Genomic DNA, 13,301 nt, shown 5'->3' on the forward strand with positions numbered 1-13,301 from the left:
GAGATCCCTGTACCTGGCGCCCGGGCACCGAGGGGGTTCACCTAGGATGCCCGGGTGACTGCGCAGACGTTCGTGTCGTACGCCCAGAACCGCGAGGACGTCGTGCTCCGGCGGGCCCTGCGGGACGTCGAGCGGGGCAGCTACGTCGACGTCGGGGCCAACGACCCCCGGCGCTTCTCCCTCACGCGCGGCTTCTACGACCAGGGGTGGAGCGGCATCACGGTCGAGCCCGTGCCGTACTTCGCCGCCGCACACCGCGACGAACGGCCGCGGGACACCCTGGTCGAGGCCGCCGTCACCGACCGCGACGTGGAGTCGGTGACGCTGCACGTCATCGAGGACACCGGGCTGTCGACCCTGGTCGACGAGGTGTCGTCGCGCCACGGGCGTGACGGCTGGGAGAGCCGCGATGTGGTCGTCCCGGCCCGGAGCCTGGACCGTATCCTCGAGGACGCCGGGTGGGACGGTCGGGACCTGCACTTCGTGTCGGTCGACGTCGAGGGCGCGGAGCCCGAGGTGCTGCGTTCGTTCGACCTTGCTCGCTGGCGGCCCTGGATCCTCGTGGTCGAGTCGACGGCTCCGCGCAGCACCGAGCAGACCCACCACGCGTGGGAGCCCGCCGTGCTGGCCGCCGGCTGGGTGCCGTGCCTGTTCGACGGGTTGTCCCGGTTCTACGCCTCGCCCGACCACCCCGAGCTGGTCGAGCTGCTGTCCTACCCCGCCTGCCCGCTGGACGAGTACGACACCGACACCGACCGGCAGCGCCGCGACACCATCGAGCGCCAGCAGCGCGCCCTGGACGCGTCGGGGGCCGAGACCGTCCGGTGGCGGACGGCCGCGCTGACCCGGTGGGCGCAGGCCGCGACCCTGAGCACGGAACGCGCTGCGGCGGAGGCCGCACGTGCGGCGCAGCTGGAGGCCGAGCTCCTCGCCACGCGGCGGACGCTGTCGTGGCGGGTGACCGCGCCGCTGCGCGCCCTCCGCCGCGGCGGGCGGTCCGCGTGAGGGCGGGCACGGAGGGCGGCCCCCGCACGACTGCCCTGCTCGCGCAGCGCCTGCGCGCCGCGGCGGAGGCCGTGCTGACCGACCCGCCCGCGCGGCTGGAGGACGACTCCCGTGACGCCGACGTCTGCCTGACCGCGCTGGTGGCGCGGCTGCGCGACGGACGCGGTGACCGCGACGTCGACGGGTCCCGGCGCACGGACCTGATCTGGCTCGTGCTCGCCGCGCTGGCCGGCGCCTACCCCTCGTCCGACGACGTGCGGGACGTGCAGCGTGCCCTCGATCTGGACGACCTCACGGGCGTCACGCTCAGACTGCTCGACCGTGCCCACGTCCTCGCGACCTCGTTCCGCGGGCACGACCGGGAGGCGGTCGTGGTCACCGGCGTGGTCGCGGACGTCGACATGTGCGCCCGGTTCGACTTCCACAACGGCATCCAGCGCGTCGCGCGCGAGGTCGCCCGACGCTGGGCCGGCGCCCACCCGGTGACCTTCGCGGCCTGGACAGAGACGGCGGGCGCGCTGCGCACCCTGACCGACCGCGAGTCGGAGCGGGCGCTGCGCTGGCGCGACGCGGCGGAGTCGGCCCAGCGGCTCGTCGAGTCGGAGGACGAGGACGCGACGCGGCAGCCGATCGTGCTGCCCTGGCGCGCGAACCTGGTGCTGCTGGAGGTACCGCTCCCGGACTCCCGCTGCGGCCGGATCGCGACGCTCGCCGAGCTCTCCGGCACGACTGTCGACGGGATCGGGTACGACGCCATCCCGCTGGTCAGCGCCGACATCCGCCCGCTCGGCGAGCCGAACGGGTTCGTGACGTACCTGACGGCCGTCAAGCACATCAGGCGGATGGCCGGGATCAGCCGGTCGGCCGCCGAGGAGTTCCGTGGCTTCGCGCACGCGCTGGCGGCGCAGGGGCTCACGGGGCCGGACGTGCACGAGGTGACGCTCCCGACCGCCGTGCCCGAGCCCCCGCCCGGCTTCGTGCGGACCGAGCCCGCCAGGCCGCTGGTGCTCAGCGTCGGCCGGATGGAGCCGCACAAGAACCACGCGGCCCTCCTGCACGCCGCCGAGCGGCTGTGGGACGAGGGCGCCGACTTCGAGCTCTGCCTGGTCGGCGGGCCGGGCTGGGACCTGGACGCGTCCGCGGCCGTGCGGACCATCGAGCGGCTCCAGCGCGCCGGGCGACCGGTGACCTGGCGGCGCGGGGTCGGCGACCTGGAGATGTGGGACATGATCCGCACGGCGTCCTTCACCGCGTTCGTCTCGCTGCACGAGGGGTACGGCCTGCCCGTCGCCGAGTCGCTGGCCTGCGGCACCCCGGTGCTGACCACGAGGTACGGCAGCCAGGGCCAGATCGCGGCCGACGGCGGCTGCCTGGTCGTCGACCCCCGGGACGACGACGAGGTGCTGGCCGGTCTGCGGCGCATGGTGACCGAGCCGGGGCTCCGCGCCCGCCTGCGCGTGGAGGCAGGCGCGAGGAGAGCCCGCACCTGGGACGGATACGCCGACGACCTGTGGACGACGCTGCTGGGAGGTGCGGCATGAGCGGCACGGACGCGACCGCACGCACGTTCGCCCGGCGGGTCGCGGGTCGCGCCCGCCGCGCGCTGCGGGGCCCGGCCCACGCCCCCACCCCCGTCCGGCCGGGACGGACTCCCCCCGACGTGTGGGCCCGCCGTGTCGCGACGCTGGTTCGCGCGCTCGAGGCCGACGGCTCCGGCGGTGTCCCCGCCGCGGGCCTCGACCCGGACGCCCGCCTGCGCCGTCTGCTGACGGGGGCCGGGGACGACCGGATCTGGCTCGCGCTCGCGGTGCTCTCCGGGCGTCTGCCGGAGCCGGCGCAGGTCGTCGCGGCCCGGCGCGCCGCCCGCACCGGCGGCCCGCAGGCGGTGCTGGACGCCGCCCGCGCCGCCACGACCGCGGCGTCGGCGGGTCGCGAGGTCGAGGTGCTCCACGGCCGGACCCTGGTCGACATGGGCGACCTGGTGCTGTTCCCGCTCGGGACCGGCATCCAGCGTGTCGCCCGGCAGGTCGGGCGCGCGTGGCGCGACGGGCACGACGTGACGGCCGTGGCCTGGACGCCGGAGCTCGACGCCCTGCGCGCGCTCAGCGACGCGGAGCGGGACGCCGCCCTGGACGGGCTGGACGCGCCGCCGACGGTGACGCCGGAGGACGGCGCCCGGTCGACGGCGGTGCAGGTGGTGGTGCCCTGGGGCGGCACGTACCTGCTCCCTGAGCTCGCGATCCAGCCGCAGCGCTGTGCCGCCCTGCACGGGCTCGCCGAGCACTCCCCCACCCGGTGCGGCGTGATCGGGTTCGACCTGGTGCCCGTGACCTCGGCCGAGACCTCCGCGGAGGGCTTCGCGGCGGTGTTCGCGCTGAACCTCGCCGCCGTCGCCGAGTTCGACGCGGTCGCCGCGATCTCGCGGGCGGCCGCCACCGAGTACGAGGGCTGGCGGCGCATGCTGAGCGGGGCAGGGCTGACCGGTCCGCAGGTCACCGCCGTGCAGCTGCCGGCGCACGCTCCCATGCCGACCGACGCCGATCTCGCGGAGGCCCGTGACCGGTTCACGGTGGCCGGGTGGCCGCTGGTGCTGTGCGTCGGCAGCCACGAGCCGCGGAAGAACCACCTGGCCGTGCTGCACGCCGCTGAGCTGCTGTGGCGGCGCGGGCACCGGTTCACGGTGACGTTCGTCGGCGGGAACTCCTGGAACAGCGACGCGTTCAACCGCCGGCTCGGGGAGCTCCAGGGTGCCGGTCGCCCCGTGGAGGCCGTCAGCCGGCTCGACGACCGGCTGCTGTGGGCGGCCTACCGGGTCGCGCACTGCTCGGTGTTCCCGTCGCTGAACGAGGGCTTCGGGCTGCCCGTCGCGGAGTCGATCGCCGCCGGCACGCCGGCACTCGCCTCCGACTTCGGCAGCATGCGGGAGATCGCGGCCCACGGCGGGGCCCTGCTCGTCGATCCCCGCGACGACCACTCCGTGGCCGACGGGCTGGAGCGGCTGCTGACCGATCCGGAGCTCTACGCGCGTCTCGCCTCTGAGGCCGCCGCCGTGCCTGAGACGTCCTGGGAGGACTACGCCGAGCAGGTGTGGGACGTCCTGCACGGCACAGCGGCACCTGACCGCGTCGGGCCCGGCCCCGCGCACGAGTAGTCTGTCCGGGCCGATCCAGCGGTCGGCCGTCTCACCGGGAGCTTGGATCGCATGACCACCATCAGTGACAGCAGGGCCGCGCGCCTGGAGCTCGAGCCGCTGCGGACCACCGGTCCCAAGCCGGGGTTCGCCCGAGGCCTGTTCGGGCAGGTGGCCGACATCTGGCGCCACCGCGAGCTGCTGGACATGCTCATCCGCCGCGAGCTCAAGGCACGGTACAAGGACAGCGCGCTCGGCTTCGTGTGGAGCCTGATGCGTCCCCTGGCGATGCTGCTGATCTACTACGTCGCGCTCGGCAAGTTCCTGGGTGCCGCGCGGGCGATCCCCGACTTCGCGATCTTCATCTACACGGGGCTGACGGCGTGGGGCCTGTTCTCCGAGGCCGTCTCGACCGGCACGTCGTCGATCGTCGGCAACTCCGGCCTCATCAAGAAGGTGTACCTGCCGCGGGAGATCTTCCCGCTGGCGGCGATGGGCTCCGCGCTGTTCAACTTCGCGATCCAGCTCGTCATCCTGTTCGCCGCGACGATCCTGGTCGGCGACATGCCGACAGGAGCGCGCTGGGGCTACCTGCCGCTCGCGCTCGCGGTCATCGTCGTCACGGCGCTCGGCTGGTCGCTGCTGCTGTCCGCGGTGAACGTCTACCTGCGTGACATCACGTACCTGGTCGAGATCGGCATCATGATCTTCTTCTGGGCGTCGCCGATCGCCTACGCGTGGTCGATGGTCAACAACCAGGTCGACAGCGAGATCCTCAAGCAGCTCTACCTGATGAACCCGATGACGGTGGCGATCATGGGGTTCCAGAAGACCTTCTGGGTGGCCGCCGACGGTGGTCCCATCCCGCCGGGCGCGACCCCGGAGCAGGCAGCGCTGCTGACACCCCAACCGTGGCCGGACCACCTGGAGCTCCGCCTCTGGATCTGGCTGGCCGTCGGACTCGTCCTCACCCTGATCGGGCAGCGCGTGTTCGCGCGCCTGCAGGGCAACTTCGCGCAGGAGCTGTGATGGGCACCCCCACCGTCGTCGAGGTCCGGGACGTGTCCAAGCGGTTCGTCATCCGCAAGGAGAAGTCCCTCAAGGAGCGGATCGTCAACTTCGGCCGCTCCAACCTCCACAAGGAGGACTTCTGGGCACTGCGGAACATCGACCTCGAGATCGAGTCCGGCAGCTCCGTGGGTCTGATCGGCCCCAACGGCTCGGGCAAGTCCACCCTGCTCAAGACGATCGGCGGCATCCTGCAGCCGACGTCCGGCACGGTGCGCACGCGCGGCCGGATGGCGGCCCTGCTCGAGCTCGGCGCCGGGTTCCACCCCGACCTCACCGGACGCGAGAACGTCTTCCTCAACGCCTCGATCCTCGGCCTCTCCTCGCAGGAGACCGAGAAGTACTTCGACGCGATCGTCGACTTCTCCGGCATCGAGCCGTTCATCGACACCCAGGTGAAGTTCTACTCGTCGGGCATGTACGTGCGGCTCGCGTTCGCCGTCGCCGTGCACGTCGACCCGGACGTGCTCCTCGTGGACGAGGTGCTGGCCGTCGGCGACGAGCCGTTCCAGCGCAAGTGCATGGACCGCATCAAGACGTTCCAGCACGAGGGACGCACGATCGTCCTGGTGACGCACGGCCTCGACCAGGTCGCCGAGATCTGCGACCGGGCGGTCGTCCTGGAGCACGGGAACGTCATCTCCGACGGCGAGCCGCGCGACGGCCTGCGCGTGCTGCGCTCGGAGTTCGACCAGATCCGCGCCGCGGAGATCGAGAGGCAGCAGGCGGCGGCCGGGGACGTGCCCGAGGAGCGCCCGCGCGCCGAGGTGCACGCCGTGCAGCTGCTGCAGCGCGGCACGCCGGTCGAGGAGATCAGCACCGGTTCGCCGCTGGAGGTCCGGGTCGTCGTCGACGCCCACGAGCGGCTCGACGACTGGGTGCTGGGCTTCGGGTTCGACTCCTCGATCGGCCAGGGCGTGTTCGGCACCAACAGCAAGCTGCTGGGTGTGCCCATGCCCGCGCTGAGCGGTCGAGGGACGTTCGACTTCACCATCCCCGCCACCCACCTCGGGGAGGGCTCCTACACCGTGCACGCGGCGATCGCGGGCCCGACGGGCGCGGAGCTGCACCGGCTGCGCGAGGCCGCTCGCCTGACCGTCGGCGCGGACGGGCGCGAGATCGGCTACGTCCGGCTGGACGCGTCACTGAGACGCGCGAGCTGACTCACGAGGGACGACGGAGGGGCACCGGCAGGCGGCCGGTGCCCCTCCGTCGTCCCTGTGTCAGGAGGGGTAGTTCTTCACGGCCAGGTTGCGGTACTCGGTGCTGCCCGCGATGCCCTCGCGGATCGCGCCCTCGCCGGAGCTCTGCAGGATGCCGGCCCAGTACACCCGACCGTTCCACTCCGCCGTACGACGCAGGAACGTCTCGTAGTACTTCCCCGCCCGCCACATCGCCGCCTCCGTCGAGAACCAGATCGAGTCCACCACACGCGACCGGCCCACCACACCGATCTGCCCCGACCAGTACGACCGCTCGCTCGCCGACGCCGACCGCTCGAACATCGTCTGGTACAGCAGGTCGACGTACCCCTCCGGCGTCCCACCCGAGCGGTTGTAGTACTCCTGCGAGTCGTAGAACCGACGCTTCACGTCATCCACCGTCGCCTGGCCCGAGAAGATCCGATCCCGCCAGTACTGCAACCCCGACGCCTCCGGCGCCCGACCCAGCACCTCCTGGTACGCCTGCGTCACCCGCAACCGCACGTACTCCTCACTGCCGGTGAGCGCCCGGACCAGCTCAGGCTGGCCGAGCCCGGACTGCAACGCGTTCGACCACGACGCCAGACCCCCAGCGTCCGGCGCCCGACCCAGCAGATCCTGGTACAACGCCTTCACCACAGCTTGCGCTTGTCCGGCCGACACGCCCGACACGCTGAACCAGTCGCTCTTCAGCCCCAGGGCGGCGCGCACCTGCGAGCCGGTGAAGCTGTACGTCGCCCCACCCTGCGCCGTGACGACGACGGTCCGGACGCGACCGCCGTCGGGACCGAGCCCGTTGCGTGCCGTCACGGCGATGCCGGCCACCGACGGCACGCCGAGCTTCGCGGCCACCGTGGAGGTCGGGATCCCCACGGTCCAGGTCCGGTTCGGGTTCGAGGAGGTGGCATCACCGAGGTCCTCGACGGCGGGGAACGTGCCTCCCGCGCTCCAGCCGCCCGTCGACGAGCTGAACTCGGTCCGAGCGATGGACCCGTTTCCGGACCTGCGCACCTGTCCACTGGTCTCGGTCACGGCGCGCGTGGTGGTTGCCTGCTCGTAGGACGTCCGCCCCGCACCGCCGGGCTGCTGGAAGGCACCCCGGTAGACCTGGCAGCTCGTCGTGTCGCAGATGGTCCCGCTGGAGGACAGCGCGTACGACCGAGCGGCAACCGCTTGCGCACGCAGTGCGTGCATGCCGCGCTCGGTGTTGCCCCACGCGGCCGGCGACTCGCTCGGTACGACGCTGCGGAGGTAGTCGTCGATCGTCACGCGGTTGACCACCTGCTGGCCGCTACCGGTGTTCACGAGTGTGATCGCGCCGCGATAGCCGGTGGTCGTCAGCGACCCCGGCTCACACAGGCGCACCAGGTTCGCCTGGTCGGCAGGGTTGGCGGAGCTGGTCACCGCGACGCCCGACGCGTTGCCGGTCGTCCACGCCGCCCATCCGGTCGTCCCGGCGCAGTCCGCTCCGCGCAGGACCTGGAACGTGCCTCTGCTGGCGTCGCGCCGCAGGAGTACCGCCCCCGTCCCCGCCGCCACGCCGTTCACCGCCAACGAGGGACCCGTGAGCACGATGTCACCGGTGGTCGGGAACCTCGTGAGCTGGACGGCCACGGTCGGGTTTCCTGCGTCACCTGCCAGCGTGGTCCCACCGTAGAAGTGGTCCAGGATCTGGCGGTAGCTCCACCCATGGTCCACGGCGTACCCGTAGGCCCCGTACTGGCCCATACCGCGGCCGTGACCGTAGCCGTGGCCGGTGAAGGTGAGCGTCGCGTCGGCCGCGACGGCCGGGGCCGCCGTCACGGGCAGCGCCGCCACGGTCAGACCGGCCGTGAGCGCGGCGGAGAGCAGCAGCGCGCCGGCACGGCGCGCCCAGGAGTGCGTGGTCATCGGATCCGGTTCCTCAGGAGGGGTAGTTCTTCACGGCCAGGTTGCGGTACTCGGTGCTGCCCGCGATGCCCTCGCGGATCGCGCCCTCGCCGGAGCTCTGCAGGATGCCGGCCCAGTACACCCGACCGTTCCACTCCGCCGTACGACGCAGGAACGTCTCGTAGTACTTCCCCGCCCGCCACATCGCCGCCTCCGTCGAGAACCAGATCGAGTCCACCACACGCGACCGGCCCACCACACCGATCTGCCCCGACCAGTACGACCGCTCGCTCGCCGACGCCGACCGCTCGAACATCGTCTGGTACAGCAGGTCGACGTACCCCTCCGGCGTCCCACCCGAGCGGTTGTAGTACTCCTGCGAGTCGTAGAACCGACGCTTCACGTCATCCACCGTCGCCTGGCCCGAGAAGATCCGATCCCGCCAGTACTGCAACCCCGACGGTTCCGGCGCCCGACCCAGCACCTCCTGGTACGCCTGCGTCACCCGCAACCGCACGTACTCCTCACTGCCGGTGAGCGCCCGGACCAGCTCAGGCTGGCCGAGCCCGGACTGCAACGCGTTCGACCACGACGCCAGACCCCCAGCGTCCGGCGCCCGACCCAGCAGATCCTGGTACAACGCCTTCACCACAGCCCGTGCGGTGGCCGCGGGCATCGCGGACACGAGGTTGGCCGCAGCCACGGCGCGGATGTTCCCCAGTGCCGCGTAGCCGCCGTCGCCCGGGCAGGCCGTGTAGGACACGTCACGGTGCCCGAACACCCGCGGCAGGCTCACCGTGGTGTTCTTGTAGCGGGAGTTCTCGCCGTTGCCGGTGTAGTACGACATCGAGCCCTGCGGGTTGACGCCGTAGCGCCCGAGCCGCCAGCCGATGACCCGCCCGACCGCGTCCTGCGTCGCGGCCGACGGCACCGCGCTGTACGTGCCCAGCATCGCGATGCCGACCGTGCCGGTGTTGAACCCGCCGGCGTGCACGCCGATCACGGGTGCGATCGAGCTGTTGACGCGGCCCTCGTAGATGTTCCCCCACTTGTCGACGATGAAGTTGTAGCCGATGTCGCACCACTTGCGACCGTCGATGTGGTACGCCTGGTCGTTCCTGATCTGCTGCATCGCCGCGGCGACCGAGCTGTAGGAGTTGCTGCCCGCCGTGTGGTGCACCACCGCACCGACCAGCGTGCTCGCCGTGTCGGGTGTGCACACCGGCGCGCGTGCGCCCCACTGCGCCCGGGTGATGACGCCAGGTGCCGCGGCGGTCTGCACGACATCGGCGGTCCCCGTGGTGGCGAGCGCCGTGCGGAACACCGCGTCGCCGGTGCTCGAGGCGTCCTGCACCGCGGTCGCGGACCCCGGCTCCACCAGGTCGGAGCCGACGAGCGTGAGGTCCAGGTCGTCGGGGCCGCCGGTGGCCGTCGCGGCGAACGACAGCTGCACCGCGTCGACGTCGCCGATCCAGAACGAGTCGGTGCCGCCACGCGCCGCCGCCGCGGCGTCCGCGGTCCCGGCGTCGGGGGCCGAGTCGCCGACCTCCATCTCCGACCACCCGGACCACTCGTCACCGACGCGGGTGCGGACCTGCGGAACCAGCTCGGTCCCGTCGGCGTCCTGCGGCCAGGTCACGCCGATCGTCTGGACGTCGGCGGTCTCGACGGCCGGCGTGACGACGCGGTCCTCCGCCGTGAGCCCGTCCGCGACGACGGGCTCCGCGTCCGGGTCGACGGTAGCGGCGTCGGCCGCCTCGTCCTCCGTCACGCGGGCCGCCTCCGGCGTCCCCGCCGCGCGTGCTGTCCCCTCGGCACGGGCAGCCTCCGGGGAGGGGTCCGGGACGGCCGTCCCCGTCGGTGACGCGGACGGTTCGGGAGAGGCCGACGGCGCGGGTGACGCGGACGGCGTCGGCCTCGCCGGCGCGGCTGGGCCGGGTGCCGCGTCGTCGGGCGTGGCGGACGACCCGTCCGTGGTGGCCGCGTCCAGCCCGAGCGTCGCGGCGGTCGCGCGCTCGGCGTCCGCAGCCGAGGCCACCACGAGCGTCGCGCTCGAGACGGTGAGATCCGGGTCGGTTCCCGCCGCCGAGCCGACCGCGGCAGGCTGCGCGGCCTGTGCGGTGTCGGCGTCGACGGCTGCGGGCTCCGCCGCGGCCGCGGTGCCGAGGACGGCGGACGCGGAGGAATCGGGTGGCACGCCGAGCCCTGCCCCCGTGACGACCACGGAGAAGGCGAGAAGAAAACGCAAGATCATGACAGGTCCTGACATCGGCTGGAGACGTGCTCTGGCACCCTCAGACAGCATTGACAGCGAGTCAAGGAACCGCGCGGTGAATGTCCGTTTTGCCCACATGCCGCAGAGAAAGGACGGGGATCGCGCCGATCTGCGGAGCACACCCCCGCCCGGGCCGCGACTCGGTACGATGGCACGTCGCCCCGCACCCGTCCCGGAGGTCCTTCCCGTGCGCATGCTCGTCACCGGCGGAGCCGGATTCATCGGCTCCAACTTCGTCCACCAGGTGGTGCGCGAGCACCCGGAGGTCGAGGTCACCGTGCTCGACGCGCTGACCTACGCGGGCGACGAGAAGAGCCTGGCCCCCGTGTGGGACAAGGTGACGTTCGCCAAGGGCAGCATCACGGACCACGACATCGTCGACGACCTCGTGAAGAACACCGACGTCGTCGTGCACTTCGCCGCCGAGTCGCACAACGACAACTCGCTGCACGACCCGTGGCCGTTCGTGCACACGAACGTCATCGGCACGTACACGCTGCTCGAGGCCGTGCGGCGGTACGACGTGCGCTACCACCACATCTCCACCGACGAGGTCTACGGCGACCTGGAGCTGGACGACCCGGCGAAGTTCACGCCGGACACCCCGTACAACCCGTCGAGCCCGTACTCGTCGACCAAGGCGTCGTCCGACCTGCTGGTGCGCGCGTGGGCGCGGTCGTTCGGGGTGCGCGCGACCATCTCGAACTGCTCGAACAACTACGGGCCGTACCAGCACGTCGAGAAGTTCATCCCGCGGCAGATCACCAACGTCGTCGACGGCATCCGCCCCAAGCTGTACGGCACGGGCGAGAACGTCCGCGACTGGATCCACGTCGAGGACCACAACTCCGCGGTGTGGGACATCATCACGAAGGGCCGCACCGGCGAGACCTACCTCATCGGCGCCGACGGCGAGGAGAACAACAAGGCCGTCGTCGAGCTCATCCTCGAGCTCATGGGCCAGTCCCCCGACGCGTACGACCTGGTCAGCGACCGCCCCGGCCACGACCTGCGGTACGCGATCGACTCGACGAAGCTCCGCACCGAGCTCGGCTGGCAGCCGCGGTACACGACGTTCCGCGACGGCCTGGCCGCGACGATCGACTGGTACCGCGCGAACGAGGCCTGGTGGCGGCCGCAGAAGGACGCCACCGAGGCGAAGTACGCCCAGCTCGGGCGCTGACGCGCGCCGCCTCCCGGACGTGCCCCGACGGCCGTCCTCCCCCGCGCGGGGGGGGCGGCCGTCGTGCATGCGAGGCGCGCCGGGAGTCGGTCCATCTGCACGAATCCTCCACGCCGCACGCCCCGAGGGTGCGCCGGGTCACGGATCCGCGCTCCTATGCTCGTCCCCGTGACCTCCCGCCACGCCGCTCCCGCACGCCCGCGCGTCGTCCGGCACGGCCGCCCCCGGCGCAGCCACGGCGTGCTGCGGGGCGTCGCCCTGACGGTGGTGGCGGTGCTCTGCTTCGGCGCCTCCGGCGCGGCCGCGCTCTACGTGCGGCTGAACAGCAACATCGAGACGATCGACGCGTCCGGCCTCATCTCCGCGATGCCGCAGCCCACCGCCACGGGCCCCGCCGACCCGGACGACCCGAACGCCGGCCGCGACGTCAACATCCTGCTGATGGGCTCGGACGAGCGCGACGGCGAGAACGAGGCGATCGGCGGATACGTCGGCGGCATGCGCTCGGACACCACCATCGTCGCCCACATCGCCGCCGACCGCAGCCGGGTGGAGCTCATCTCGATCCCCCGCGACTCCCTGGTCGACATCCCCGCCTGCACCATGAGCGACGGGTCGACGACGTACGCGCAGAACAACGCGATGTTCAACTCCGCGTTCTCGATCGGTGCGGACAACGGCGGTGACATCGCCTCGGCCGCAGCCTGCACCGTCAACACCGTGCAGGCGAACACCGGCGTCCGCATCGACCACTTCGTCGTGGTGGACTTCGCGGGCTTCACCAAGATGGTCGACGCCATCGGCGGGGTGCCGATGTGCATCCCGAACGAGATGTCCGCCCCGAAGGCCGGGCTCTACCTGAACGCCGGGAACCAGACCCTCGACGGCACGCAGGCGCTCGCGTTCGCGCGGGCGCGCACCGGCGTCGGCGTCGGCGACGGGTCGGACACCAACCGGCTCGGCCGGCAGCAGGAGCTGCTCGCGTCCGTGGTGCGCGAGGTGCTCGGCAAGAACCTGCTCACCGACATCACGCAGCTCATCCGGTTCCTCGACTCCGCCACGGAGTCCCTGTCGATCGACAGCGGCTTCAGCTCGATCTCCGACATGGCCGGGCTCGCCTACAGCCTGCGGAACACCTCGGCTGCGAACATCTCTTTCATGACGATCCCGTTCGCCGCGGCCCCGAGCGACCCGAACCGGGTGGTGTGGACCTCCGAGGCCGACACGATCTGGGCCAACGTCGCCGCCGACCAGCCGATGCTGACCGGGAGCAGCCAGGACCCGGGCACCGACCCCGGCACGGACACCGGTGCCGACCCCGGGACCGGCACGGACACCGGCGCCGACCCCGGGACCGGCACGGACACCGGCACCGGCACGGATCCCGGCACCGGCACCGACCCCGGCACCGGCACCGGCACCGGCACGGATCCCGGCACGGATCCCGGCACGGGGACCGGCACCGAGCAGCCGCAGACGCCCTCCTCCCCCACGCCGGACCCGGTCGAGACCCGTGAGGCCGGCAAGGAGGCGTTCTCCGCCAACGACGTCACCGCCGTCTGCGGCTGA

The 13,301-nt window shown here is 72.3% G+C and carries 9 protein-coding genes; 7 read left to right on the forward strand and 2 right to left on the reverse strand.

Annotation, left to right across the window (positions count from 1 at the left end; genetic code table 11):
* The first annotated feature begins 54 nt into the window (after positions 1-54).
* From K5O09_RS13335 to K5O09_RS13355, 5 genes are read left to right on the forward strand one after another with little or no spacing between them, the layout of a single operon-like run.
* Positions 55-1,005 (forward strand): FkbM family methyltransferase, encoded by a 951-nt coding sequence (locus K5O09_RS13335; protein WP_222169991.1) that lies wholly within the window; start codon positions 55-57, stop codon positions 1,003-1,005.
* The gene (locus tag K5O09_RS13340; protein WP_222169992.1) at positions 1,002-2,546 is read left to right on the forward strand and encodes a glycosyltransferase; all 1,545 of its coding nucleotides are present in this window, start codon (positions 1,002-1,004) and stop codon (positions 2,544-2,546) included. The genes K5O09_RS13335 and K5O09_RS13340 overlap by 4 nt, the downstream gene beginning before the upstream one ends.
* Complete coding sequence (locus K5O09_RS19445; RefSeq protein ID WP_222169993.1) at positions 2,543-4,156, forward strand: glycosyltransferase; 1,614 nt, start codon at positions 2,543-2,545, stop codon at positions 4,154-4,156. The genes K5O09_RS13340 and K5O09_RS19445 overlap by 4 nt, the downstream gene beginning before the upstream one ends.
* 51 nt (positions 4,157-4,207) lie before the next feature.
* Positions 4,208-5,164: an ABC transporter permease gene (locus K5O09_RS13350; RefSeq protein ID WP_222169994.1), complete on the forward strand. Its 957-nt coding sequence runs from the start codon at positions 4,208-4,210 to the stop codon at positions 5,162-5,164.
* A complete protein-coding gene (locus K5O09_RS13355; protein ID WP_222169995.1) occupies positions 5,164-6,366 on the forward strand; it encodes an ABC transporter ATP-binding protein in 1,203 nt (400 codons plus the stop codon). The genes K5O09_RS13350 and K5O09_RS13355 overlap by 1 nt, the downstream gene beginning before the upstream one ends.
* A 60-nt stretch (positions 6,367-6,426) precedes the next feature.
* Here K5O09_RS13355 and K5O09_RS13360 read toward each other — a convergent pair whose 3' ends face one another.
* Both K5O09_RS13360 and K5O09_RS13365 read right to left on the reverse strand, forming a co-directional pair.
* Positions 6,427-8,295, reverse strand: a complete 1,869-nt coding sequence (locus K5O09_RS13360; protein ID WP_222169996.1) for a DUF4214 domain-containing protein — start codon at positions 8,293-8,295, stop codon at positions 6,427-6,429.
* 13 nt (positions 8,296-8,308) lie between these two features.
* Positions 8,309-10,528, reverse strand: coding sequence for a DUF4214 domain-containing protein (locus K5O09_RS13365; protein WP_222169997.1), 2,220 nt, complete (start codon positions 10,526-10,528; stop codon positions 8,309-8,311).
* Between the two features lie 208 nt (positions 10,529-10,736).
* On the opposite strand from K5O09_RS13365, the gene rfbB reads away from it, so the two are divergent.
* Both rfbB and K5O09_RS13375 read left to right on the forward strand, forming a co-directional pair.
* Positions 10,737-11,732 carry a dTDP-glucose 4,6-dehydratase gene (gene rfbB / locus K5O09_RS13370; RefSeq protein ID WP_222169998.1) on the forward strand — a complete coding sequence of 332 codons (996 nt, stop codon included), beginning with the start codon at positions 10,737-10,739 and terminating at the stop codon, positions 11,730-11,732.
* Between the two features lie 168 nt (positions 11,733-11,900).
* On the forward strand, positions 11,901-13,301 hold the full coding sequence (locus K5O09_RS13375; protein WP_255595431.1) for an LCP family protein: 1,401 nt from the start codon (positions 11,901-11,903) through the stop codon (positions 13,299-13,301).

The organism is Cellulomonas sp. C5510, assembly GCF_019797765.1.
Taxonomy (GTDB): Bacteria; Actinomycetota; Actinomycetes; order Actinomycetales; family Cellulomonadaceae; genus Cellulomonas.